Annotated in this window: 20 protein-coding genes; 9 read left to right on the top strand and 11 right to left on the bottom strand. The window is 72.4% G+C overall.

Translation table 11 applies throughout. From position 1 onward, the window contains the following. The first annotated feature begins 788 nt into the window (after nt 1-788). From ACSU53_RS10760 to ACSU53_RS10740, 5 genes are all read left to right on the top strand, one after another. Nucleotides 789-1,253, top strand: coding sequence for a hypothetical protein (locus tag ACSU53_RS10760; protein ID WP_437026800.1), 465 nt, complete (start codon nt 789-791; stop codon nt 1,251-1,253). Between the two features lie 194 nt (nt 1,254-1,447). Next, nucleotides 1,448-2,221 carry an isoprenyl transferase gene (locus ACSU53_RS10755; RefSeq protein ID WP_437026798.1) on the top strand — a complete coding sequence of 258 codons (774 nt, stop codon included), beginning with the start codon at nt 1,448-1,450 and terminating at the stop codon, nt 2,219-2,221. Between the two features lie 393 nt (nt 2,222-2,614). Further along, a complete protein-coding gene (locus tag ACSU53_RS10750) occupies nt 2,615-3,940 on the top strand; it encodes a PhoH family protein (RefSeq protein WP_437026796.1) in 1,326 nt (441 codons plus the stop codon). 423 nt (nt 3,941-4,363) lie between these two features. Continuing rightward, nucleotides 4,364-5,071 carry a transglycosylase SLT domain-containing protein gene (locus tag ACSU53_RS10745; protein WP_437026794.1) on the top strand — a complete coding sequence of 236 codons (708 nt, stop codon included), beginning with the start codon at nt 4,364-4,366 and terminating at the stop codon, nt 5,069-5,071. A 145-nt stretch (nt 5,072-5,216) separates the two neighbouring features. Then, entirely contained in the window at nt 5,217-6,617 is a 1,401-nt protein-coding gene (locus ACSU53_RS10740) for an AI-2E family transporter (RefSeq protein ID WP_437026792.1), read from the top strand. An 86-nt stretch (nt 6,618-6,703) separates the two neighbouring features. Here the strand turns inward: ACSU53_RS10740 and ACSU53_RS10735 are convergent, their stop codons facing one another. Together ACSU53_RS10735 and ACSU53_RS10730 are read right to left on the bottom strand one after the other, a co-directional pair. Beyond that, nucleotides 6,704-7,237 (bottom strand): alkyl hydroperoxide reductase, encoded by a 534-nt coding sequence (locus tag ACSU53_RS10735; protein ID WP_437026791.1) that lies wholly within the window; start codon nt 7,235-7,237, stop codon nt 6,704-6,706. 6 nt (nt 7,238-7,243) lie between these two features. After that, nucleotides 7,244-7,798 (bottom strand): peroxiredoxin, encoded by a 555-nt coding sequence (locus ACSU53_RS10730; RefSeq protein ID WP_437026789.1) that lies wholly within the window; start codon nt 7,796-7,798, stop codon nt 7,244-7,246. Between the two features lie 132 nt (nt 7,799-7,930). Here ACSU53_RS10730 and ACSU53_RS10725 point away from each other — a divergent pair, with 132 nt between their 5' ends. After that, entirely contained in the window at nt 7,931-8,875 is a 945-nt protein-coding gene (locus tag ACSU53_RS10725; protein ID WP_437026787.1) for a LysR substrate-binding domain-containing protein, read from the top strand. Between the two features lie 73 nt (nt 8,876-8,948). On the opposite strand, the gene ACSU53_RS10720 is transcribed toward ACSU53_RS10725, so the two are convergent. The 5 genes from ACSU53_RS10720 to ACSU53_RS10700 form a co-directional block, all read right to left on the bottom strand. Next, on the bottom strand, nt 8,949-11,282 hold the full coding sequence (locus tag ACSU53_RS10720) for an ABC transporter permease (RefSeq protein WP_437026785.1): 2,334 nt from the start codon (nt 11,280-11,282) through the stop codon (nt 8,949-8,951). Then, entirely contained in the window at nt 11,279-11,980 is a 702-nt protein-coding gene (locus ACSU53_RS10715; RefSeq protein WP_437026783.1) for an ABC transporter ATP-binding protein, read from the bottom strand. The genes ACSU53_RS10720 and ACSU53_RS10715 overlap by 4 nt, the downstream gene beginning before the upstream one ends. After that, a complete protein-coding gene (locus ACSU53_RS10710) occupies nt 11,977-12,501 on the bottom strand; it encodes a PadR family transcriptional regulator (RefSeq protein ID WP_437026781.1) in 525 nt (174 codons plus the stop codon). The genes ACSU53_RS10715 and ACSU53_RS10710 overlap by 4 nt, the downstream gene beginning before the upstream one ends. Before the next feature lie 178 nt (nt 12,502-12,679). After that, entirely contained in the window at nt 12,680-12,964 is a 285-nt protein-coding gene (locus tag ACSU53_RS10705) for a hypothetical protein (protein WP_437026776.1), read from the bottom strand. Beyond that, nucleotides 12,961-13,908 (bottom strand): SPFH domain-containing protein, encoded by a 948-nt coding sequence (locus tag ACSU53_RS10700; RefSeq protein WP_437026774.1) that lies wholly within the window; start codon nt 13,906-13,908, stop codon nt 12,961-12,963. Before ACSU53_RS10700 ends, ACSU53_RS10705 begins: the two co-directional genes overlap by 4 nt. 265 nt (nt 13,909-14,173) lie before the next feature. Between ACSU53_RS10700 and ACSU53_RS10695 the strand changes: the two genes are divergently transcribed. Then, nucleotides 14,174-16,459, top strand: a complete 2,286-nt coding sequence (locus tag ACSU53_RS10695) for a transglycosylase domain-containing protein (protein ID WP_437026772.1) — start codon at nt 14,174-14,176, stop codon at nt 16,457-16,459. A gap of 190 nt (nt 16,460-16,649) precedes the next feature. On the opposite strand, the gene ACSU53_RS10690 is transcribed toward ACSU53_RS10695, so the two are convergent. The 4 genes from ACSU53_RS10690 to ACSU53_RS10675 form a co-directional block, all read right to left on the bottom strand. Then, the gene (locus tag ACSU53_RS10690) at nt 16,650-18,833 is read right to left on the bottom strand and encodes a SpoIIE family protein phosphatase (protein ID WP_437026770.1); all 2,184 of its coding nucleotides are present in this window, start codon (nt 18,831-18,833) and stop codon (nt 16,650-16,652) included. A gap of 276 nt (nt 18,834-19,109) precedes the next feature. Beyond that, nucleotides 19,110-19,802, bottom strand: a complete 693-nt coding sequence (gene fomD, locus ACSU53_RS10685; protein ID WP_437026768.1) for a cytidylyl-2-hydroxypropylphosphonate hydrolase — start codon at nt 19,800-19,802, stop codon at nt 19,110-19,112. Nucleotides 19,803-19,874: 72 nt separating this feature from the next. Beyond that, nucleotides 19,875-21,263, bottom strand: coding sequence for a class II fumarate hydratase (locus ACSU53_RS10680; RefSeq protein ID WP_437026766.1), 1,389 nt, complete (start codon nt 21,261-21,263; stop codon nt 19,875-19,877). 270 nt (nt 21,264-21,533) lie between these two features. Next, nucleotides 21,534-23,210 (bottom strand): fumarate hydratase, encoded by a 1,677-nt coding sequence (locus ACSU53_RS10675; RefSeq protein ID WP_437026764.1) that lies wholly within the window; start codon nt 23,208-23,210, stop codon nt 21,534-21,536. 201 nt (nt 23,211-23,411) lie between these two features. Between ACSU53_RS10675 and ACSU53_RS10670 the strand changes: the two genes are divergently transcribed. Both ACSU53_RS10670 and ACSU53_RS10665 read left to right on the top strand, forming a co-directional pair. Continuing rightward, on the top strand, nt 23,412-24,098 hold the full coding sequence (locus tag ACSU53_RS10670; RefSeq protein ID WP_437026762.1) for a DUF1707 SHOCT-like domain-containing protein: 687 nt from the start codon (nt 23,412-23,414) through the stop codon (nt 24,096-24,098). A 172-nt stretch (nt 24,099-24,270) separates the two neighbouring features. Continuing rightward, nucleotides 24,271-24,645: a WhiB family transcriptional regulator gene (locus ACSU53_RS10665; protein WP_437026760.1), complete on the top strand. Its 375-nt coding sequence runs from the start codon at nt 24,271-24,273 to the stop codon at nt 24,643-24,645. The last annotated feature ends 17 nt before the right edge of the window (nt 24,646-24,662 follow it).

The raw sequence follows: 24,662 nt of genomic DNA, 5'->3' as shown, positions 1-24,662 counted from the left end.
GGCCCCGGTTCCCGGCGGCGGGCTCTCCTCCGCCTCCGCCCCGTCCGCCGCCCCGGCGCAAGGCGCCCGCACCCGTTCCCACCGCACCGGCCCGCTCCGCCGGCCGCCCCCGCGCGGGCTTTCTCCCGGCTTCACCCTCTCCCGCCTCGTCCGTCCCGCCGGGTCAAGACGGCGTGTCGGGTCGGGTCACTCGTCCGGGGGACGGCCGGAAGATTGATGGCGGGGGACACCGAAGACGCCACATCCCTCACAGCGACCTCACATCTCCAGCAATTTCCCAGGTGAAGGCACGGTTTCCACAGGAAATCGGCCATGCGAGCGGCCTGAATCGCTCGTTCCGCGACCACCGTGGCGTCGCCGGACGAATTCGGAGAGTAGTTGTGGCACGCCGATGGACGCAGCATCACTTACGAAGGGTTATGGTGGAAACCCCCCCTCGGGCCGGTCCGTCTCCCCCCCCCACGGACCGGCCCGTTTTTTTGTGCCCGTCACCCGGAGCCGACCTCGCGCCCACGCCCGCGACCGCTCGCGACGGACCGACGCACCCGGACCGCACCCCCCATGGCGCATGGGCCCGTGACCCACGGCCCCCATCCCGTCCCGGCACCCCGTCCCGGCACCTCGCCCCGGGGCCCCGTCCCTCTCCCCTCAGCACGGCGACCCCACGCCACGATCCGTCCCCTGCACACGCCGACATCCCGTCCCCCGCCCCTGTAGGGGTTCGCCTGTACGGGTCCGCGGCACCCGGGCTGTGTCCGGGGCCGGGGTCCGTGGCTAGAGTCCCCCGCATGTCGAACGAGTACCCGGCCCTGTCCTCCCGGCAGCCCGGTCGCACCGGCGAGGCCGCTCGCCGGCCGCACACCCCTCCCTACGCGCACGGCCCGCAGCCGCCCGGCGGCATGCCCGCCGCCGTGCGGGCCGCCCAGGTGGTGATCTTCGTGCTCGCCGGACTCGGGGTGGTGCACAGCTCCCTGGTGGGCGCCTTCTCCGGTGCCGAGGCCGCCGGGAAGGCCTTCGCGCCCTACCTGACGGCCTGGGCGCTGCTCGTCCTGGCCTTCCTGTTCCCGACCGCGGGGCGCGGGGTCCGGGCCGCCGCGCTGGTGCTCGGCTCCGTGCAGATCGTGCTGGCGCTCGGCGGGGCGGTGCGGGGCACGCCGTTCGGCATCCTGCCCCTCGCGGGCGCCGTCGCCGTCGTGGTCCTGCTCGGCCAGGGCTCGGCGGGGGACTGGTTCCGGCGGCACCGGGCGCGCTGAGCCCGTGGCGGCGCCCGGCAACGGCCGTCCCACCGCGGGCTTTACGGCAGCCCGCCCGCACGGGGGTAGGCTTCGCCCCCTGGGGGACCGCCATACGGACAGGGGCCGCCCGCGACCACGACCGGGTCGCCATGCCGCGGACCCGCGGCGGGGCGCCGCGCCTGTCCGATCCGTACGGAGGGGCTGACGATCACGTGAACCTGCGCGACAAGCTGCGCGGCCTGCTGGTCAGGCTGTACGCGCGCCGGGTGGAAGGCCACCTGGACACCGCTCAGGTGCCCAAGCACATCGGCGTCATCATGGATGGCAACCGCCGGTGGGCCAAGGCCGCGGGGTCCAGCACCGTCCACGGCCACCGCGCGGGTGCCGACAAGATCGAGGAGTTCCTCGGCTGGTGCACCGAGACGGACGTCGAGGTCGTCACCCTCTGGCTGCTGTCGACGGACAACTTCGACCGGCCCGAGGAGGAACTCGTCCCCCTGCTCGGCATCATCGAGGACGTGGTCCGCAGCCTCGCCGCCGACGGACGCTGGCGCGTGCACCACGTCGGCACCCCCGACCTGCTGCCCGCCGGGATGCAGACCACCCTCAAAGAGGCGCAGCAGGCCACCGCGCACGTCGACGGCATAGTGGTCAACGTCGCCATCGGCTACGGCGGCCGCCAGGAGATCGCCGACGCCGTACGGTCCATGCTCCTGGAGGAGCACGAGAAGGGCACCTCCATGGCGGAGCTGGCCGACGCCGTCGACGTGGACATGATCGGCCGTCACCTCTACACCCGCGCCCAGCCCGACCCGGATCTGGTCATCCGCACCAGCGGCGAGCAGCGCCTGTCCGGCTTCATGCTCTGGCAGACCGCTCACTCGGAGTACTACTTCTGCGAGGTCTTCTGGCCGGCCTTCCGCAAGGTCGACTTCCTGCGCGCGCTGCGCGACTACGCCGCCCGCCACCGGCGTTACGGCGGCTGAGGGACCGCCACGGCCGTTCGCGGGGCGCCCGGTCCGCCGCCCGTTCCCGCATCCGGGTCACACGGTGTCACGGAGAGTTCATGCGCACGCCGTCGTGCGCCGTGGCATGGCGGCCTGCGTTCGAGGGCATAAGCCAGACAGGTCGACACCCGAACCACGGGTGTCGGATCTCAGCGGACGGCCCGGGGTCGTCCGCCCGGGAGGCCCTTTGCATCAGCCCCACCGTGCGGTCACGGCACGGACAGAGCAGCCAAGGGCCGGTTCGCGCCCCGCTGCGCAGGGGCGTCGTCGACCGGCCGCGGTGTGTGCCCGGCCGGCCACGATCGGCACCGGCCGCCCGGCCCGGCTCCGCTCCGTCGCTCCCCGACCTCATCCGAGGGGGTACGTCCTTCCGTGGTGACCAGCACAAAGCGCCACAAGCCCGACCGGCGCACCTATGTCCTCGACACCAGCGTCCTGCTGGCCGACCCAGGCGCCCTGAGCCGCTTCGACGAGCACGAGGTGGTGCTCCCCGTCGTCGTGGTGACGGAACTGGAGGCCAAGCGGCACCATCCCGAACTGGGCTACTTCGCCCGGCAGGCCCTGCGCCTGCTCGACGAGTTCCGGGTGCGGCACGGTCGCCTCGACACCCCGATCCCCGTCGGGGACCTGGGCGGCACCGTACGGGTCGAGCTCAACCACTCGGACCCCAGCGTGCTGCCCAGCGGCTACCGGCTGGGGGACAACGACTCCCGCATCCTCGCGGTCGCCCGCAACCTGCAGGCCGAGGGGTTCGACGTCACGGTCGTGTCGAAGGACCTGCCGCTGAGGATCAAGGCGTCCTCCGTAGGACTCCTCGCCGAGGAGTACCGCGCCGAACTCGCCATCACGGACGCCTCCGGCTGGACCGGAATGTCCGAACTGACCCTGCCCGGCGAGCAGGTGGACATCCTCTTCGAGGAGGGGCACGTCTACGTGCCCGAGGCGTCCCATCTGCCCGTGCACACCGGCCTGACCATCCAGTCCGAGCGCGGCAAGGCGCTCGGCCGGGTCACCGCCGACGGCAACGTCCGTCTGGTGCGCGGAGACCGGGAGGTGTTCGGCATCAAGGGCCGCAGCGCGGAGCAGCGCATCGCGCTGGACCTGCTGCTCGACCCGGACGTCGGCATCGTGTCGATGGGCGGCCGGGCCGGCACCGGCAAGTCGGCGCTGGCGCTGTGCGCGGGCCTGGAGGCGGTGCTGGAGCGCCGTCAGCACCAGAAGGTGATGGTCTTCCGGCCGCTGTACGCGGTGGGCGGGCAGGAGCTCGGCTACCTGCCCGGCACCGAGGCCGAGAAGATGAGCCCCTGGGCGCAGGCGGTCTTCGACACGCTGTCCGCCGTCACCTCGCGGGAGGTCATCGAGGAGGTCACCGCGCGCGGCATGCTGGAGGTCCTGCCGCTCACCCACATCCGGGGCCGCTCGCTGCACGACGCGTTCGTCATCGTCGACGAGGCCCAGTCGCTGGAACGGAACGTGCTGTTGACCGTTCTGTCCCGGATCGGGGCCAATTCGCGGGTGGTGCTGACCCATGACGTGGCCCAGCGGGACAACCTGAGGGTGGGCCGGTACGACGGAGTGGTCGCCGTGGTCGAGAAACTGAAGGGGCATCCGCTCTTCGCCCACGTCACCCTGACCCGGTCCGAAAGGTCCCGGATCGCCGCACTGGTGACCGAAATGCTCGAAGACGGGCAGGTCTGACCGGCACTCCCCGATAAGGAGCGGTTACGCGGGAGTTGACGCCGTCCGGAAAGGCACAGAGCCTAGCCGGGCGGCGTCGGCGTGCGCGGGTCTTTCCGGAAAACGCCTGGGGCAAACGAGGTGTGAGCTTTCACACGTGGCAGGGAATTGCCTGTCGCGGCCGGATTACGGCAGAGTCTCGTTCCTGTCAGGCCCCGCATACGACACATCCGTACCCCCAGCGGTACGGGACACCGAACGAAGCACCGGCTTCCAACTGCATAGCGTCGTCGTATGCCGCCCGAGCACCACGCGGCGCTCCCCTCCCGGGGAGTTGCCCACCGGGCCCGCGCCTCCCGTGGCCCGCAGTTGGGGAGGCCAGTGCCAGGGGCACGATTGCGTCCGCGAGGGTCACCGAAGCGGGCGATGCTGGAAGGAAACCGTGTGAGCCGGATCTCGGTCCGGGGATTCGCAGTGGCTTCGGCCACCGCGGTCACCGCTGTCGGAAGCGTCGTCGGCGTTGCCTCGGGCAGCACCGCGCAGAACAACGACGTCGAGGCGACGGCAGCCGGCACCACGCTGCTCGCGGACATCCCCGCGGGCCAGCAGGCCCAGGTACAGACCGCCTCCGTGACGCAGCAGGCCGAAACGATGGCCATCGCCGCGGACACGAGCGCCAAGAAGGACGCCGAGGAGGCCGCCCGCAAGGCCGCCGCCAAGACCGCCGTGGCCAAGAAGGAGCAGGCCGAGAAGGCTGCCAAGGCCGCGAAGGAGGCCAAGGAGCGCGAGGCCGAGACCAAGGCCGCCGCGAGCCGTTCCGCGACCCGTGACGCGTCCAGCTTCGCCGCCAAGGCGAGCTACACCGTCGCCGAAGTCCAGGCCATGGCCCGCCAGATGATTCCCGGCGACCAGTTCCAGTGCTTCAGCAACATCGTGACCCGCGAGTCCACCTGGAACTACAAGGCCGTCAACCCGTCCTCGGGCGCCTACGGTCTCGTGCAGGCACTCCCGGGCTCCAAGATGGCGTCCGCCGGCGCCGACTGGCAGACCAACCCGGCCACCCAGATCAAGTGGGGCCTGAACTACATGAACGAGCGCTACGGCAGCCCCTGCGGCGCCTGGTCGTTCTGGCAGGCCAACCACTGGTACTAGACCTGTCGGAGGCCCGGCGGGCCTCCCCCCGGCTCGACCCCGGCACAGCCCCGCACCGTCCTACGGTGCGGGGCTTTCGCCCTGTACCGTCTGACCGACGACTCCAGGCGGAGTGGTGGGGAGAAACGGGGGAAGAGGACGGATCATGTCGCGAGTGCCAGGATGGCTCAATCGGGTCGGAGCCGGACTGACCGCGGTCGGCAGACGACTGGACGAACGCCGCGCCGAGGTGGAGCGGGAGGAGCGGGACGGCGGCACGTCCGCACCGGCCGCCGCGCCCGCCGAGGGCCACGTGCCCCCGCCGCCCGACTACGCGCCCGCGGTGCCGGCCCGTCCCGACCCGGCGCAGGCCGTGCCGTGGGGCGTGCGGGTGGCCGCCGAGGCCGGCTGGCGGCTGCTGGTCCTCGCCGGCACCGTCTGGGTCCTCATGCGGGTCATCAGCGCCGTCCAGCTGGTGGTACTGGCGTTCGTGGCCGCCCTGCTCATCACCGCCCTGCTCCAGCCCACGGTGGCGCGGCTGCGCCGCCTCGGGGTGCCGCGCGGACCGGCCACCTCCCTGACGGCGCTGTTCGGCTTCGTCGTCATGGGCCTCATCGGCTGGTTCGTGACCTGGCAGGTCATGGAGAACATCGACACCCTGACCAGCCAGATCCAGGACGGCATCGACGAGCTGCGCAAGTGGCTGCTGAACAGCCCCTTCCACGTCACCGACAAGCAGATCAACGAGATCGCCAAGAACCTCCGCGAGGCGGTCGGCGCCAACAGCGAGCAGATCACCTCGGTGGGCCTGGAGGGCGTGACGGTCGTCGTCGAGGCGCTCACCGGCGTCCTGCTGGCGGCGTTCTCCACGCTGTTCCTGCTCTACGACGGCCGCCGCATCTGGGAGTGGTCGCTGAAGCTGGTCCCGGCCGTCGCGCGCCCGGGTGTCGCCGGTGCCGGGCCGGCCGCCTGGCGGACGCTCACCGCCTACGTGCGCGGCACGGTGATAGTGGCCCTCATCGACGCCATCTTCATCGGCCTCGGCATCTACTTCCTCGACGTGCCGATGGCGGTGCCGCTGGCCGTCTTCATCTTCCTGTTCGCCTTCATCCCGCTGGTCGGCGCGGTCGTCTCGGGGGCCCTGGCGGTGGTCGTCGCGCTCGTCACCCAGGGCGTGTTCACGGCCGTGATGACGCTGGTCGTGGTGCTGGCGGTGCAGCAGATCGAGGGCCACATCCTGCAGCCGTTCATCCTCGGCCGCGCGGTCCGGGTCCACCCGCTCGCCGTGGTGCTGGCCGTGGCCACCGGCGGCATGGTGGCCGGCATCGGCGGCGCGGTGGTCGCCGTTCCGCTGGTCGCGGTCACCAACACGGTCGCCACCTATCTGCGCGCCTACTCCCAGGAGGCGTCGAACCGGCTGGCCCCGCGGCCCCGCGGCGCCACGGCCGTCACCGCGACCGCCGCGGAGGCGTCCGCGGGGGGAGCCGTGCCCCCACCGCCCCCGCCCACGCCCGACACCGGCCCCGCCGAGGAACGGCCGGACCCATCGGACCCCCGCGGCGGATAGCGCACCGGACACGGCACGGCAACGGGCCCGGTCACCCCCAAGAGGGTGGCCGGGCCCGCTGCTTCACGCGCCGTGCGGCGCCGGGGTCACTCCGCGAGGACCGCCTCGGCGTCCAGCGTGGCGGCGACCGCCTGGATCACCGCGGCGATCTTGAACGCCTCCTGCACGGCCTCCCGCTCGACACCGGCCTTGCGCAGCACCTGCTCGTGCGAGTCGAGGCACATGCCGCAGCCGTTGATCGCGGACACCGCGAAGGACCAGAACTCGAAGTCGACCTTGTCGACGCCCGGGTTGCCGATGACGTTCATCCGCAGACCGGCGCGCAGGTTGCCGTACTCGTGGTCCGACAGCAGGTGACGGGTGCGGTAGAAGACGTTGTTCATCGCCATCACCGCGGCGGCGGCCTTGGCGGCCGTGTACGCCTCCGGCGACAGGTTCGCCTTCGCCTCCGGCTCCAGCTCGCGCAGCACGATCGGCGAACGCGAGGCGATGGCCGTCGACAGCACCGTGCCCCACAGCTGCTGGGCCGGCAGGTCCGAGTTGCCGATGACCGAACCCAGGTTGAGCTTCAGGTCCTTGGCGTAGTCCGGTATGCGGGACTTCAGGGAATCGAGGGACATGTCAGGTCACTCCCCGGCCAGCAGCGCGACCGGGTCCAGGGTGTCCTCGCCCTTGGTCCAGTTGCACGGGCAGAGCTCGTCGGTCTGCAGCGCGTCCAGGACCCGCAGGACCTCCTTCGGGTTCCGGCCGACGGAACCGGCGGTCACCATGGAGAACTGGATCTCGTTGTTCTGGTCCACGATGAACACGGCACGCTTGGCGAAGCCGTCCTCGCCCTCGATGCCGAGGTCGCGCATCAGCTCGTGCTTGGAGTCCGCCATCATCGGGAACGGCAGGTCGCGCAGGTCGTCGTGGTCCTTGCGCCAGGCGTGGTGGACGAACTCCGAGTCACCGGAGAAGCCGAGGATCTGGGCGTCGCGGTCGGCGAACTCCTCGTTCAGCTTGCCGAAGGCCGCGATCTCGGTCGGGCACACGAAGGTGAAGTCCTTGGGCCACGCGAACACGATCTTCCACTTGCCCTCGTAGGTCTTGTGGTTGATCGTCTCGAACTCCTTGCCCTTCTCCAGCGAGACGCAGGCGGTCAGTTCGAACTCGGGGAACTTGTCACCGACAGTGAGCACGCGCTCTCCTTGCAGCGAAGAAACACCCGTAATGCGGTGTTTCCCATGGGTTGGACGAGGCTGATGTTGGCACAGGGTGCATTGATTAGTGAAATAGCTACACTCGGTCGTGTTGATCGGAGGGAGCTATCAGTGACGGTCGGCAACAGGCGCAGACAGCCCAGCCTCGCGCAGCTCAGGGCGTTCGCCGCGGTCGCCGAACACCTCCACTTCCGGGACGCCGCCGCGGCGATCGGAATGAGCCAACCGGCCCTGTCCGGCGCGGTGTCGGCGCTGGAGGAGACACTGGGTGTCAAGCTCATCGAGCGTACGACGCGCAAGGTCCTGCTCTCCCCGGCCGGTGAGCGCCTCGCCGCCCGGGCCAAGGCGGTGCTGGAGGACGTCGGCGCGTTCATCGAGGAGGCCGAGGCGCTGCGGGCGCCGTTCACCGGGGTGCTGCGGCTGGGGGTGATCCCGACGGTCGCGCCGTACCTGCTGCCGACGGTCCTGCGGCTGGTCCACGACCGCTATCCGGACCTCGACCTCCAGGTGCACGAGGAGCAGACCGCGCGGCTGCTCGACGGACTCGCCGGCGGGCGGCTGGACCTGCTGCTCCTGGCCGTGCCCCTCGGGGTGCCCGGGGTGACCGAACTCCCCCTCTTCGACGAGGACTTCGTGCTCGTCACACCGCTGGACCACGCGTTGGGCGGGCGGCAGGGCATCCCCCGCGAGGTGCTGCGGGAGCTGAAGCTGCTGCTGCTCGACGAGGGCCACTGCCTGCGCGACCAGGCCCTGGAGATCTGCCGGGAGGCCGGGCGCGCGGGAGTCCCGGCCACCACGACGGCGGCCGGGCTGTCCACGCTGGTGCAGCTGGTGGCCGGCGGACTCGGCGTCACCCTGCTGCCCCGCACGGCCGTCGACGTGGAGACCAACCGCGCCGGCCGCCTCCTCACCGGCTGCTTCGCCGAACCGGCGCCCACCCGCCGCATCGCCCTCGTGATGCGCACGGGCACAGCCCGCTCCGCCGAGTACGAGCAGCTGGCGGCCGCGCTGCGGGAGGCGATGAGGTCCCTGCCGGTGCGGACGGTGGCCGCCTGAGCACCGGCGGGACCCGGCCTGCCTCCAGGCGGGACCCCGGCCGGTGCGGACGAGGGCCGCCCGGGCACCGGCCCTACTCGGTGCGCAGCCCGTCCGGCCGCATCATGCGCAGCAGCGGCGGCAGGCTCAGGAGCGTCACCACCACGACGACGCCCGCACCGATGCCGGTCATCTGCAGGACGCTCGGCCAGTCCACCCGGACGGGCGTCGCGGTCATCCGCAGCAGGACCGCACCCAGGGTCATGCCGACGGCCGACGCCACCAGCAGGCCCAGGCCGATGGGGATCGCCGTCTGCCACAGCACCGACAGGCTCAGCGTGCGCCGCCGGGTGCCGAAGGCGACCAGGGCCGCCAGCAGCTTGCGGCGTTCGCGCAACTGCTCCAGCTGGGACACCAGCAGGCTCGCCCCGATCAGGACCAGCACGGCTGCGGCGCCGACGAACAGGCCCGTGCGGACGGCGTCGAAGCGCTCGGAACGCTCGGTCGTCGACCACGTGGTGGGCTGGGCCAGCGGGTCGAGTGCGGCGACCGCGTTGCGCACGTGCTCGCGGGCGTGCGGGACCGAGTCGTCGACGGAGAGGTACACATGCCCGTTGAGCGCCTCCGCCAGGCCGGCCGTCAGGGCTCCCGGGGTCATCAGGAAGCCGCCGCGCCGGACGCCGGTCGGGTCCTCGACGGAGTCGGCCTCCTTCAGCGGGTCGGGCAGGGTGTAGGCGACGTCGGTCACCTTCCCGTCGGCGGCCTGCGTCTCGGCGTACAGCTTCTGGCCCGGCCTGCTCAGCGGCGCGGTGTCGGTGTCGAACTCGCCGCCCCGCAGCGCGAAGACGTCGCCGTCGGCGCACGAGGGCAGCCTGGCCACCCGGCGCAGGGCCGCGCAGTCGCCGACGGTCGCCTGGACACTGCGTTCGGGCTCCTGGCCCCAGGGCCGGTCGCCCAGGTACGTGTCCGACAGCGGGTACACCGCGCGGACGCCCTCGGTGCCCTCCAGCTTCGCCGTGGCCTCGGAGAGATCCAGGTGCGCGGGCACGTGGAACGCCATCTGGGCCTGGGAGACCTCGAATCCCGTCTCCCGGGTGTAGTCGTCCTCGACCCCGGCGAACAGCATCTGCAGCGCGATCGCACCGGCCACGGCGACCGCGATGCCGTTGACCATGCGGGCCGCCGCCCCGCTGCTGAGCTGCAGGCGGCGCACGGCCAGCTGCCAGGACACACTGCCCGCGCCGAGCCGGCCGACGACCGTCTCCACGATCCACGGCAGCAGCGCCGTGACCCCGACGAGCAGGCAGATGACGCCACCGGTGACCAGGTACCCGTTGAAGTCCCCGTTCTCCCGGCCCTGGCCGAGCATGGGCGCCAGCATGCCGAGGCCCGCCAGCGGGAGCAGCAGCCGCCACCACAGCCGGCGCCGCGCCGGCCGCGCCGTGCGGACCACGCCCAGCGGTTCGATGACCACCCCGCGCAGCGCCAGCAGGGTCACCAGCACGGCGGCGGCCGGCACCGCCACGGCCACCAGCAGCGCCAGCAGCGGGGACGGGTTCAGGTAGCTGGGGAAGACGCTGATCCGGAACAGCTCGACGGACGCCGCGAACTCCCGTCCCGCGAGGAAGAAGACGGTGCCGAACAGCAGGCCCAGCAGGGCCCCGCCGAGCGCCTCTCCGGCGGCCACCCGGCGGGTCATGCCGCCGTCGGAACCGACGAGCCGCAGCGCGGCCAGCCGGCGGTCGCGCCGCTCGCCGCCGAAGCGGACGGCCGCGGCGATGAACACGGCGACCGGCATCAGCAGCACCACGAACACGACCAGCACCAGGAGCATGAGGACCGGGTCCAGTTCCTCCGGTGTCGCGTCGGGGTTGCCGAAGGCCCTGATGCGGCCGGCCGTCCCGTCGTGCACCCGGTCCGCCAGGCCCTCGGCGCCGGCGTAGTAGGCCAGTTCCTGCGAACCGATCAGTCCCTGCTCGCCGATGGTGCCCACGACCTCGTACGGAAGCCGCTCGCGCAGCAGCGCACCGCCGTCCGAGTCGAGGAGCTCCCGCAGGGCGGGGGAGACCATCATCTCGTCGGGTGCGGGGAACCTCGTCAGTCCCGGCGGCAGCGGGGCCTTGTCCCCCTCCGGCTCCAGTATCCGGCCGCGGACGTGCAGGTCGCCGAAAGCCGTGTCGACGTCCGCGGTCATCAGGGTGTCGTCGCCGCGCCCGATCTCCTCGCCGTAGGTGTAGTTGAGCCGTGCCTCCTCCCGGCGGTCCCGCTCCGCGAGCGCGCCGGGCAGGGCGGTGGTGAGCAGCAGCAGCGCCACGCCCAGTCCCACGCCGACCGCGGTGAGCAGCGCCCGGATCCAGCCCTCCCGCCCGCCGGCGAAGGCGAACCGCAGGCCCATGCCGAGGTCGCGGGTCCACTGACGGGCGTTCATACGACGTGCTCCATGTCCCGGGAGCGGCCGTCGCGCACCACGATCTCGCGGTCGGAGTAGGCGGCCACCCGCGCCTCGTGGGTGACGAGGACGACGGCGGCGTTGGAGGACCGGGCGGCGTCGGTGAGCAGTTCCATCACCCGCTCCCCGTTGAGGGAGTCCAGCGCGCCGGTGGGTTCGTCGGCGAACAGCAGCCGCGGGTCGGTGACCAGCGCCCGCGCCACGGCGACCCGCTGCCCCTGGCCGCCGGACACCTCGCCGGGCCGCTTGGCGCGGACGTCGTCGACCTCCAGGCGTTCCATCCAGGTCAGCGCCGCCCGTTCGGCGTCCTTGCGGGGCGTGCCGTTGAGCCGCAGCGGCAGGGCGACGTTCTCCACGCAGGTGAGTTCCGGGACCAGCTGCCCGAACTGGAAGACGAAGCCGAACTCCGAGCGGCGCAGCGCGCTGCGCCCGGCGTCGCTCATGGTGCTCAGTTCGCGTCCGTCGTAGGTGATCGACCCGGAGTCGGGGGTGACGATGCCGGCGAGGCAGTGCAGCAGCGTGGACTTGCCCGAGCCGGAGGGTCCCATCACGGCGACGACCTCGCCGGGGTGGATGGAGAAGTCGGCGCCGTCGAGCGCGTGCGTCGGCCCGTAGGCCTTGCGCAGGCCGCGGGCGACGAGGAGGGAGCCGGGCGGGCCGGGAGGCGGGACGGTCACCGGACCACCGCTTCCCGGAGCCGGTCGAGGCGGGCCGCGGTGAGCTCCAGCCACCGCAGGTCCGCCTCCAGGTGGAACAGCGCGTGGTCGCAGATCAGCTGGTCGGCGAGGTCGCCGCCGCGCTTGCGGTCGGTGAGGATGCGCATGCTGCGCAGGTGTTCCGAGCGCTGGGTGTCCAGCACGTCGGCGGCGTCGCGGCTGGTGAGCAGCGCGAGGACGACCTTGGTGTAGAGGGTCGACTGCAGGTACGGCTCGGGCTTCTCGGGGGTGGCGAGCCACCGCTCGACATCGGTGATGCCGGCCTCGGTGATCGCGTACCGCTTCCGCTCGGGGCCGTCGCCGGCCTCGATGCCGTCGACCTCGACGAGCCCGTTCTTCAGCAGGCGGGACATCGTCGAGTAGACCTGGCCGTAGTGCAGCGGCCGGTCGTGACCGAACTTCTCGTCGAAGGCCCGCTTGAGGTCGTAACCGTGGCGCGGGCCGGACTCCAGGAGTCCCAGGAGGGTGTGACCGATGGACATGACGCGCACTCTACACAGTGTGTATACCTGCCGTGTATACACACGGTGTGCAGCCCATGGCCCGACGTGTCACCGGCCTGGTGGGAGGCGATTGTCACGGTTCTGTCACCGGGGCCGGAGCGCGCGCCGAGGCCGGCCGGCGCCGGTTCGCGGGCCGGCCGCCACCGCCGGACCCGGGTCAGTCCGGCGGTGGCGGCCCGGCGTCCCGGCCGCTGCCGGGCGGGCGGCCCCGGCGGGGGATCGGCCGCGCCTCGCCGGGCAGCCGGCCCGCCTCGGCGAGGGCCCGCCGCAGCAGGAACTCGATCTGTGCGTTGGCCGAGCGGAACTCGTCGTTCGCCCAGCGCGCCAGCGCCTCGTACACCAGGGGGTCCAGCCGCAGCAGCACCTGCTTGCGCTGCTGCGGCCTGCGCCGGGACCCCCCGCCCGGGGCGTCCCCGCCCGGGGAGTCCGAGGGGCCGGTCACTGGTAGAGGGTCCCGGTGTTGAGGACGGGCTGCGCGGAGCGGTCCCCGCAGAGCACGACCATCAGGTTGGACACCATGGCCGCCTTGCGCTCGGAGTCCAGCTCCACGATGTCCTGCTCGGTGATCCGGGCCAGTGCCGTCTCCACCATGCCCACGGCGCCCTCCACGATCTGCTGGCGCGCGGCCACGACCGCGCCCGCCTGCTGCCGCTGGAGCATCGCCGAGGCGATCTCGGGCGCGTAGGCGAGGTGGGTGAAGCGGGACTCGATGATCTGCACGCCGGCCGCGTCCACCCGGGCCCGCAGCTCCACGGCCAGCTTCTCGGTGATCTCCTCGGCGTTGCCGCGCAGCGAGAGGCCGTCCTCGTCGTGGGCGTCGTAGGGGTACTCGATGGCGATGTGCCGGACGGCGGCCTCGGTCTGGGTGGAGACGAACTCCACGTAGTCGTCGACCTCGAAGGTCGCCTGCGCGGTGTCCTCGACCCGCCACACCACCACGGCGGCGAGCTCGATCGGGTTGCCGTAGGCGTCGTTCACCTTCAGCACGGCCGTCTCGTGGTTGCGCACCCGGGTGGAGATCTTGGCGCGGGAGGTGAAGGGGTTCACCCAGCGCAGGCCGTCCTCGCGGATCGTGCCCCGGTAGCGGCCGAAGAGCTGGACGACCCGGGCCTCGCCCGGCGCCACCATGTTCAGCCCGCACATGGCGATGAAGGAGGCGAGCGCGATCAGGATGCCGCCGGCGATCAGCACCGCCTTGCCGGCCACCGCGGCGACGGCGGTCGCGGAGACGGCCATGGCGATGCCGGCCAGCAGTCCGGCCAGGCCCAGCGTCAGGGCGAGCCCGCCTCCGATGCTGTGCGCCGGGATCTCGCGGACCCGGGGCTCGGGCATCTCCGGCATGTCGGGCGCGCCGGCCGTCGGGACGCGGTCGTCGGGTGCGGTCATGGGAGATCCCCCGTTTCCTCAGGACGCGATGCGCGCGGTGCGGCTAGCGTCTGTCTATCCAAGTGATATCACTTTAACGCGTCCCGACAACCCCGCACAGCCCCCGGACGTCGGTTCCGGTGGGGTGGGTGCTGATTGTCACGTCCTAAACGACCGCATCGGCAGCCTTTGTCACAGCCCCCGGTGTTAGCTTTCTGAGCTGACCCGAGCGGCCGAACCCGTGTGGCTGCATGACACACATGAGCGAAGCGGAGCAGAGGGACCCATGGGACGAGCGGACGAGCGGCGCGCCCGGCAGCGCGGTGGGCGCCGGGCGGCGCCCGGCAGCCGTCGCGCGCCGCGTGCCGGACGCACCGGCATACGCCGCCTCTTCACCTGGAAGAAGCTCCTCGGTACGTTCTTCACCCTCTGCCTGCTCGGCATGGGCGCCTTCATCGTGCTCTACATGATGATCGACATCCCCGAGGGGAAGGCCGACGCCAAACGCCAGAGCAACGTCTACCAGTACAGCGACGGCTCGATCATGGCCCGCGACGGCGAGGTCAACCGCGAGGTCGTCGACCTCGCCCGGATCCCCAAGCCGGTCCAGCGCACCTTCGTCGCCGCCGAGAACAAGACCTTCTACAACGACGCCGGCGTCGATCTGAAGGGCACCGCCCGCGGTCTGGTCAACACCCTCTCCGGCAAGGGCGCCCAGGGCGGCTCGACGATCACCCAGCAGTACGTCAAGAACTACTACCTGACCCAGGACCAGACCGTCTCGCGCAAGCTGAAGGAACTGGTCATCTCGCTGAAGCTGGACCGCGAGAAGTCCAAGGACTACATCCTCGCCGGCTACATCAACACCAGCTACTACGGCCGCAACGCCTACGGGATCCAGGCCGCCGCCCGCGCCTACTACCGGGTCGGCGCCGATGAGCTGACCGTCGAGCAGGGCGCCTACCTCGCCGCGCTGCTCCAGGCCCCCAGCCAGTACGACTGGGCGGTCGCCTCCGAGACCGGCCGCAAACTGGTCACCCAGCGCTGGAACTACGTCCTGGACAACATGGTCGAGCAGGGCTGGCTCGACGCCTCCGAGCGGTCCGGCATGAAGTTCCCGGTGCCCAAGGAGCCCAAGGGCGACCCCGGCATGGCCGGGCAGACCGGCTACCTCGTGCACGCCGCCAACACGGCGCTGAAGCAGCAACTGGTCGCCGAGGGCACCGCCGAGGACGCCAAGCAGGCCGACGCCCTGGTCGACGCGGGCGGCTGGACCATCACCCTCAACATCGACAAGAAGAAGCAGAAGGCGCTGGAGAAGGCCGTCAAGACGCAGCTCACCGACGAGCTGGACCCGAAGAAGCGCAAGGTCGACGCGGACATCCAGGCCGGAGCCGTCTCCGTGGACCCGAAGACCGGCTCGGTCGTGGCCATGTACGGCGGCGAGGACTACCTCAAGCACTACTTCAACAACGCCACCCGGACCGACTACCAGCCCGCGTCCACCTTCAAGCCGGTGATCCTGGCCGCCGCCCTGGAGGAGGAGGCCACCACGCAGGACGGCGACCCGATCCGGGCGAACACCGTCTACGACGGCACCAGCAAGCGGCCGGTCGTCGACGGCGGCCGCGAGGTCGGCTTCGCTCCGGAGAACGAGGACGACGTCGACTACGGCGACATCACCGTGCAGACGGCGATGAACAAGTCCGTCAACTCCGTGTTCGCGCAGATGGGCGTCGACGTCGGCATGCCGAAGGTGATGGAGACCGCCGGCAAGCTGGGCATGGCGGTCGAGGACCTGGAGGCCGTCCCCGCCCAGACCCTGGGCTCCATGGGCGCCAGCCCGCTGCAGATGGCCGGCGTCTACGCCACCCTCGACAATCACGGCAGGAAGACCACGCCGACGATCCTGAAGAAGGCCGAGCACCGCAGCCGCACCGTCACGCCGCCCGACGCGATCGGCGAGCAGGTCATCGACCGCGAGGCGGCGGACACCGTGACCTCGGTCCTCACCGGAGTGGTCGACGACGGCACCGCCCGGCGCGCGGTGCGCGACAACCCGCTGCGCGGTGGCCAGCAGGTGGCGGGCAAGACCGGCACCTCCGACAACAACAAGTCGGCCTGGTTCGCGGGCTACACCCCCGACCTGGTCACCACGGTCGGCCTGTTCGGCGAGGACGACAAACCCCCGCACAAGCAGGTCGAGATGTACGGGGCGGGCGGCAACGACCGCGTCAACGGCGGCGGGTACCCGGCCGAGATCTGGGCGGCGTACACCTTCGGCGTGATGAAGGAGACCAGCCGGTTCGACCTGCAGACCCGGCAGGGCGCGGCGGTGAAGCCGAGCCGGACGCCGTCGGCCACGCAGTCGCCGTCGCAGAGCCCGACGAGCGAGGCCCCCACCACGGAGCCGCCGACCAGGGAGCCGACGACGCAGTCGCCGACCCAGGAGCCGACCACGCAGCCCCCGACCCAGGACCCGACGACGAAGCCGCCGGGCGGCGGCCCGAGCACCATCCCGCCGACGATCGGGCTCCCCGACGACCCCGACGACGGGGACCGGGAGCAGTAGCCGGCGGCAGCCGGCCGGCCCGGCCCGCGGCGGCCGGCGCCGGACACGACGCAGGGGGGCGCCCCGGTGACAGCACCGGGGCGCCCCCCTGCGTCGTGTCCGGCCGTACCGACGTGCCGGCGTGCCGTACCGCCGTACCGCTGTGCCGCACGGCCGTTCCCACGGTGGCCGGTCAGCCGGTTCCGGCCGGTCAGCCCGTGTGGTTCAGCTCGAACCACACCACCTTGCCCGTGCTCAGCCGGGTCGCACCCCACCGCCGGGCCATGCGGTTGACCAGGTACAGGCCGCGCCCGCCCTCGTCCGTGGCGCGCGCCTGCCGCAGCCGGGGCAGCTGGGGCACGTCGTCCCCGACCTCGCAGCGCAGCACATCGGTGCGCAGCAGGCGCAGCGTCACCGGCCGGGTGGCGTACCGCACCGCGTTCGTCACGACCTCGCTGACCAGCAGCTCCACCGAATCGGTGAGGTCCTCCATGCCCCAGCGCGACAGCGCGCGCCGGGCCAGTCGGCGGGCCCGGCCGGGCGCCGCGTCCTCCGGCTCCAGGAACCAGTACGCCACGTCGTTCGGGGCGATCCCGTCGAAGCGGGCGGCGAGCAGCGCGATGTCGTCGTCCCGGTCACCCGGGCCGAGCATGTCCAGCACCTCGTCGCACAGCGCCTCCAGCGGCGGCGGGTGGTCCGGCCCGGTCAGCTGCGCGGTCGCGGCCAGCTTGTCGCGCAGCTGGTCGATGCCGGTCCACACGTCCCGCAGCCGGGACTCCACCAGGCCGTCGGTGTACAGCAGCAGGGTCGCCCCGGCGGGCGCGTCCAGCTCCACGGCCTCGAAGTCCACCCCGCCGACCCCGATCGGGGCGCCCGCCGGCACCCGCAGCACCTCCGCCCGGCCGCCCAGGTGCAGCAGGACGGGTGGCGGGTGGCCGGCGTTGGCGATGGTGATGCGGTGCGCGACCGGGTCGTAGACCGCGTAGAGGCAGGTCGCCATGCGGTCCACGCCGAGCCGCTGCGCCTGCTCGTCGAGGTGGTGCAGGACCTCCTGCGGCGGCAGGTCGAGCCCGGCCAGGGTCTGCGCGGTGGTCCGCAGCTGGCCCATGATCGCGGCGGAGGTCATGGAGTGGCCCATCACGTCGCCGACGACCAGCGCCACCCGGCTGCCGGGCAGCGGGATCGCGTCGTACCAGTCACCGCCGACCCGTGCCGTCTCCGCGGCCGGCAGGTAGCGCGAGGCCAGCCGCACGCCGGTGCAGCGGGGCAGGTGCTCCGGCAGCATGGTGCGCTGCAACTCGTCCGCGATGTACGCCTCGCGCCCGTACAGCACCGCCTTGTCGATGCCGAGCGCGCTGTGCGTGGCGAGCTGGGCGGCGACCAGCAGGTCGTCCGCCTCGAACGGGATGCGCTCCGGGCCGCGCAGGAACAGCGCGGCGCCGATCACGCGCCGCCGCCCGCGCAGCGGCGCGAGGATCGCGCGCTGCCCGTCGGGCACGGCCGACTCGCCGTCCGGGCCGAGGAGTTCGGGCAGCGCCGCCCGGGCCGCCGGGGCGTCCGTGAACACCGGGCGGACCCCGCGCAGCACCTCGGCGAGCGCGCTGCCGGGCCGCACCGTGCACAGCTCCTCGCCGACCGAGTCCAGCTCGGACGGCTCCGGCTGCACCAGGGGCGCGAACCCGGCGCCCTCGGTGTCCCGTTCGGCCGGGATCCGGTCGCTGCGGCGCAGCCGCAGCACCAGCGGGCCGGTGGGCCGCTCGTCCCCGACCGGCAGCGGGTCCCGCAGGTACACGAGGATCGCGTCGGAGAAGGTCGGCACGGTGGCCCGGCACAGCCCCATCACGATCTCGTCCAGGTCGATGCCGCGGGCGATCCGCCGGGTCGCGGCGCCCACGAACCGCAGCCGGTCGCCGTCCCGCCGCATCGGCGTCGGCTTCCCGGGCGTGGTGAGCTGACCGGTGCGCCGTTCCGTGCCGTCGGGTGCCTGGACCGCCGTGCGGTCCGCGGCCCCGGCCGGCTGGACGGGGATGCCCTCGGGCACGGGCCGCGGCCGGGGCGCGTCGGGCCCGGCGCCCTGTTCGGCGCCCGGCTGCGAGTGCTCACCGACCGGGCCGGTGTCCCGGGCGGCGGCATCGGGCGCGGAGCCGTCCGGGGAGGCCGGCGCGGGCGTCCCGTCGGCCTGGGAGTCCGGGGCGGGCGCTGCGGACGGCGGCGCGGAAGCGGTGCCCGCCGGATCGCCGGCGGGGCGCGCCTGTGCCGGTAAGGCGGCAGCGGTGTCCGGCACCCGGGCCGGATCGGGGGCAGGCGCCTGCGCCCCGCGGGGATCCGCGGGGGCGGCGCCCGGCTGCAGGCGCTCGAAGGAGGTCCGCTGCTCCGTCACGCGTGTCGAGTCCATCCGTCCGGCGCCGGGCGCCATGCGTGCAGTTCGTCCCGCCGAGATGCCGATACCCGGAAAGCCTGTCCCGGGAACGGGATCCCGGCGTGCTCGGAGGCCGTTCCTGTGCCGCCGGCCGGCCGTGCCCGGCCCGTACCGGTGTTGCCGTACCCCTCGCTCACGTCGTGCCGCCCCTCGGTGACGATCGGTCAAGCCCAGCGCATGGTCCGGCGTTTGCCGCCCGGGTCCGTGCGGAGGACGATCCTACGGTTTCGGCCCTGGGGCCCATCAAGGGTCTCACGGGGACACCCGCGCGGGCGTGCGGTCCCAGTTCTGTGGCAGCGACGGTACCGTCCAGGACGGGTCCGGGCGCCAGTTCTGCCACCCGTCCGAGAACGGCGGCTCCCAGGCGGTGATCGCCGCGACCGCGTGCCGTCCGGCCGCCCGCACCCGTTCGGCCAGCGCGGCGCCGACCAGGCCGTCCCGCTGCGCCTGCGCGAACTCGTCCTCGTCCCGCCAGTGCCAACTACGGTCCGGCTGCACGGAGATGTCCAGGAAGTGGTCCTCGGAGTCCACCCCGCCCGACCACCGGACGAGCGGGTCCTCCAGGTTCACGTACCAGTTCTTGAACCGCCACCCCGGGTCCCAGAACAGCCACACCGACCAGGGGACGCCCGGCCGGGCCAGCTTCAGCACCCCGGTCCCCGACCAGCGTCCCCGGGACACCGCGCGGGGCCTGGTGTAGCGGGTGCCCAGCGGCTCCTGGTGCACCGGAGTGCCGTCGGCGATCACCGGTCTCACGCACTCCGTGCCGGGCGCCATCCACACGGCGAGCAGGTCCGAGTCGTCGCGTACGACCGTGACGGGGCGCGCGATGTGGATGCGCGCGCCGCCGTTCTCGCGGTAGCGCCACAGGATGTGCGTCCCGGGCGCCCAGAAACCGGTCGAGCCGCCCGCTTCCGTGTGTTCCGTCGTTCCGCCCTGTGTCATGGGCAGATATTAGGTGCCCGGGGCACGCGGTGCCGTGGTCCCCCCGCACGGTTCACTCCCGTGCGGCACACCTCACGGCCGGGTCATGCGCAGTACGTCCAGGGCCTCGTCGAGCTGCTCCGCCGTGAGGTCGCCCCGCTCGACGTACCCGCCCTCCAGGACCACCTCCCGGATGGTCCGCCGCTCGGCCAGCGCCTTCTTGGCGACCTTCGCGGCCTCCTCGTAGCCGATGTACCGGTTCAGCGGCGTCACCACCGACGGCGACGACTCGGCGTACTCCCGGGCCCGTTCCCGGTCGGCGACGATGCCGTCGACGGTGCGGTCGGCCAGCAGCCGGGAGGCGTTGGCCAGCAGCCGGACCGACTCCAGCACGTTCTTGGCCATGAGCGGCAGCATCACGTTGAGTTCGAAGTTGCCGGAGGCGCCGGCCGTGGTGACCGTCACGTCGTTGCCGATGACCTGGGCGCACACCATGAGCACGGCCTCCGGGACCACCGGGTTGACCTTGCCCGGCATGATCGACGAGCCGGGCTGGAGGTCGGGCAGGGTGATCTCGGCGAGACCCGTGCGCGGGCCGGAGGCCATCCAGCGCAGGTCGTTGGTGATCTTCGTCAGGCCGACGGCGATGGTGCGCAGCTGCCCGCTGGTCTCCACGACGCCGTCCCGCGCGCCCTGCGCCTCGAAGTGGTCGCGCGCCTCGGTCAGCGGCAGCCCGGTGGCACGGGCCACCTCCTCGATCACGGCGGCGGAGAAGCCGGGCGGGGTGTTGATGCCGGTGCCGACGGCGGTGCCGCCCAGCGGCAGTTCGGCCAGGCGGGGCAGGGAGGCGTTCAGCCGCTCCACGCCGAGGCGGATCTGGGCCGCGTAGCCGCCGAACTCCTGGCCGAGGGTCACGGGCGTGGCGTCCATCAGGTGGGTGCGCCCGGACTTCACCACGTCGGCGAATGCGGCGGCCTTGCGCTCCAGCGAGGCGGCGAGGTGCTCCAGGGCGGGGATCAGGTCGCGGGTGACGGCGGCGGTGGCGGCGATGTGCAGCGACGACGGGAAGACGTCGTTGGACGACTGCGAGGCGTTGACGTGGTCGTTGGGGTGCACCGGCCGCCCGAGCCGCTCGGTGGCGAGGGTGGCGATGACCTCGTTGGTGTTCATGTTGGACGACGTCCCCGAGCCGGTCTGGAAGACGTCGACCGGGAAGTGCTCGTCCCACCGCCCCTCGGCGACCTCCAGGGCCGCCTCCTGGATGGCGTCGGCGATGTCCTGGTCGAGCACCTTCAGCCCCGCGTTCACCTTGGCCGCGGCGCCCTTGATGCGGGCCAGGGCCTCGATGTGGGCGCGTTCGAGCCGCTGCCCGGAGATCGGGAAGTTCTCGACGGCGCGCTGCGTCTGCGCGCGCCACTTGGCCTCGGCGGGGACGCGTACCTCGCCCATGGAGTCGTGCTCGATGCGGAAGTCGTCGCTCATACCCCGTACAGCGTGCGACGGGCCGCGGTTGTTCCGGAACCCGCGCGCATGGGGCCGTATGGGTGGGTGTGTGCGGGGGCGGGGAGCCGGGGGCGGAGCATGGCGCGGCGAAGCGCGGGCGGGGCGGAGGCGACGGGTGCGGATCCGTCGGCCGGCGGCACCACCCGCGCCGGTGGGGCCGGTTCCCGGCAGGCGTGCGGCCCCGGGCGGCGACGGTGCGGGCGGACAGGGGCCCGCGTGCACCGCCGCTCCCGGCCGGCCCGGCGAGGACTACGCCAGGCCGGGCCCCCGCACCGGGATCGTCGTGAACGTCGGGGCGGGTGCCGGGTCCTGGAAGAAGTCGTTGCCCTTGTCGTCGACGACGATGAACGCCGGGAAGTCCTCCACCTCGATCTTCCAGACGGCCTCCATGCCCAGCTCCTCGTACTCCAGGACCTCGACCTTCTTGATGCAGTCCTGGGCCAGCCGCGCCGCCGGGCCGCCGATCGAGCCGAGGTAGAAGCCGCCGTGGGTGCCGCACGCGTCGGTGACCTGCTTGCTGCGGTTGCCCTTGGCCAGCATCACCTTGGAGCCGCCCGCCGCCTGGAACTGCTCCACGTAGGAGTCCATCCGGCCGGCCGTGGTGGGACCGAAGGAACCCGACGCGTAGCCCTCGGGCGTCTTCGCCGGACCGGCGTAGTAGACCGGGTGGTCCTTGAGGTACTGCGGCATCTCCTCGCCCGCGTCCAGCCGCTCCTTGATCTTGGCGTGCGCGATGTCGCGCGCCACGACCAGCGGGCCGGTGAGGGACAGCCGGGTCTTGACCGGGTGCTTGGTCAGCTCGGCGAGGATGGCGTCCATCGGCTGGTTGAGGTCGATCCGCACGACCTCGCCCTCGTCGGCCAGCTGCTCGTCCGTGGTGTCCGGCAGGAAGCGTGCCGGGTCCTTCTCCAGCTGCTCCAGGAAGACGCCCTCGGCGGTGATCTTCGCGACGGCCTGACGGTCGGCGGAGCAGGACACGGCCAGGGCGACCGGGAGGGACGCGCCGTGCCGGGGCAGGCGGATCACGCGCACGTCGTGGCAGAAGTACTTGCCGCCGAACTGCGCGCCGATGCCGATCTTCTGCGTCAGCTCGAAGACCTTCTCCTCCAGCTCCTTGTCCCGGAAGCCGCTGCCCAGCGGGGTCCCCTCGGTGGGCATGTTGTCCAGGTAGTGCGCGGAGGCGTACTTGGCGGTCTTCAGCGCGTACTCGGCCGAGGTGCCGCCGACGACGATGGCCAGGTGGTACGGCGGGCAGGCAGCCGTGCCGAGCGAACGGATCTTCTCCTCCAGGAACTTCATCATGGAGGTCTCGTTCAGGACCGCCTTGGTCTCCTGGTAGAGGAAGCTCTTGTTGGCGCTGCCGCCGCCCTTGGCCATGAACAGGAACTTGTAGGCGTCGCCGTCCGTCGCGTACAGCTCGATCTGGGCCGGCAGGTTGGAGCCGGTGTTCTTCTCCTCCCACATGGTCAGCGGGGCCATCTGGGAGTAGCGCAGGTTCAGGTTCCGGTACGCGTCGTAGATGCCCCGGGACAGGGCCTCCTCGTCGCGGCCGGACGTCAGCACGTTCTGGCCGCGCTTGCCCATGACGATCGCCGTGCCGGTGTCCTGGCACATGGGCAGCACGCCGGCGGCCGCGATGTTGGCGTTCTTCAGCAGGTCCAGCGCGACGAACTTGTCGTTGGAGCTGGCCTCCGGGTCGTCGATGATGCGGCGGAGCTGGGCGAGGTGGTCGGGCCGCAGGTAGTGCTGGATGTCCTGGACGGCCTCCTCGGCCAGCCTGCGCAGCGCCTCCGGCTCCACCTTGAGGAAGGTCCGCCCGTCGGCCTCGAAGGTGGAGACACCCTCGGAGGTCACCAGCCGGTAGGGGGTGGTGTCCTCTCCCATGGGGAGCAGATCGGCGTACTCGAACTCAGGCATCTCGCCCATTCCTCACTCGACAGACGGCCGCCCGCCTCCATCGGCGGGCGCCACCAGCGTAGGACGTGCCGCCGACGGCGCGTCTGTGAGGTTGTCCTCAGTTGTCCGGGCATGACGGGAGGGCCGCCCGGGGCGCGGGCGGGCGGCCGGGGCCGGCGAGTTCGCCGCGGGGGCTAGTCGCGATCTATCGCGTTTGGGTACGCTGCCCTGGTGGACCTTCACAAGCACCCCCAGCAGCAGGACCGCACCCCGCAGACCGCGGAGCTGCGGGCCTCGGACGCCGACCGCGACCGCATCGCCGATCTCCTGCGCGATGCCCTCGCGGAGGGCCGGCTGACCCCCGACGAGCATGCCGAGCGGGTGGAGGGCGTGCTGGCCGCGAAGACCGTCGGGGAGCTGGAGGTGTTCGTCCGCGACCTGCCGTCGGGCCGGCCGTCCCGCCCGCACGCCCCGGCGCCGAGCAGGCCCACCGCGATCCCGCCCGACCCGGACGACAACGTCGTCGCGGTGTTCAGCGCCGCCGTCCGCAAGGGCCGCTGGCGCGCCGGCCGCCGCATCCACGTCTACGCGGTCTTCGGCAACGTCGAGATCGACCTCAGCGAGGCCCTGTTCGACCACCAGCAGGTCGTGATCAAGGCGTACTCCGTCTTCGGCAACGTCGAGGTCCGGGTGCCGGAGAACGTCTCGCTGCGCGGCACCGGCGGCGGGGTGTTCGGCAACTTCGAGGTGGCCTCGCTCGACGCCGAGGACCCGCAGGCCCCGGCGATCTACGTCGACGGCTGGGCGGTGCTGGGCAACATCGAGGCCCGGCCCAAGCGGGGCAAGCTGGTGGCGGACATCCTGGACCGCGTGCAGCGCTCGGTGGACAGGGGTTTGCGCGGGCGCTCCGACCGTTGACGGCCGCGAACCCACCGGAAACGGACCCGACGAGTCCGCCGGAACCGGGGTGCCGGACGGTGAATTCCCGTGCCGCTGACGGCGGTTCGGGACTCAGTGCATAGGCGCGCGTACATCGGGTAAGCCTTGCTGCATCGTGTCTCGCTCGCGAAGCCGTCGTCAGGAGTAGACCGTGCTGCAACCGCCGCATTCGTCCCTGCAGGTAGCCGCCGTCCCGGCCCAGCGGGGGCCCGCGCGAGACAGGGACGAGGACGCGCCCTGGCACACCGAGGCGGTGTGCCGCCGCGACGAGGCGGCGCTGTTCTTCGCCCCGTCGAAGGAACCCACCGCGGCCCGGCTGTCCCGCGAGGACGCGGCCAAGCGGGTCTGTGCCCGCTGCCCGGTGATGGTCGAGTGCCGCGAGCACGCCCTGCTCCAGCCGGAGCCCTACGGCGTCTGGGGCGGCCTGACCGCCGCCGAGCGCCGCGTGGTGCTGGCCCGCCGCCGGCGCCGCGACCTGGAACTCCAGTCCACCCGCCAGTCCGGCCGCATAGCCGCGGCCGGCTGACCACCGGCACCGCGGGA

Origin of the sequence: Streptomyces sp. enrichment culture (assembly GCF_964273255.1) — a bacterium.
Lineage (GTDB): Bacteria > Actinomycetota > Actinomycetes > Streptomycetales > Streptomycetaceae > Streptomyces.
Note: the sequence above shows the minus strand (reverse complement) of the source record. Positions and strands in the feature narration are given on the sequence as shown.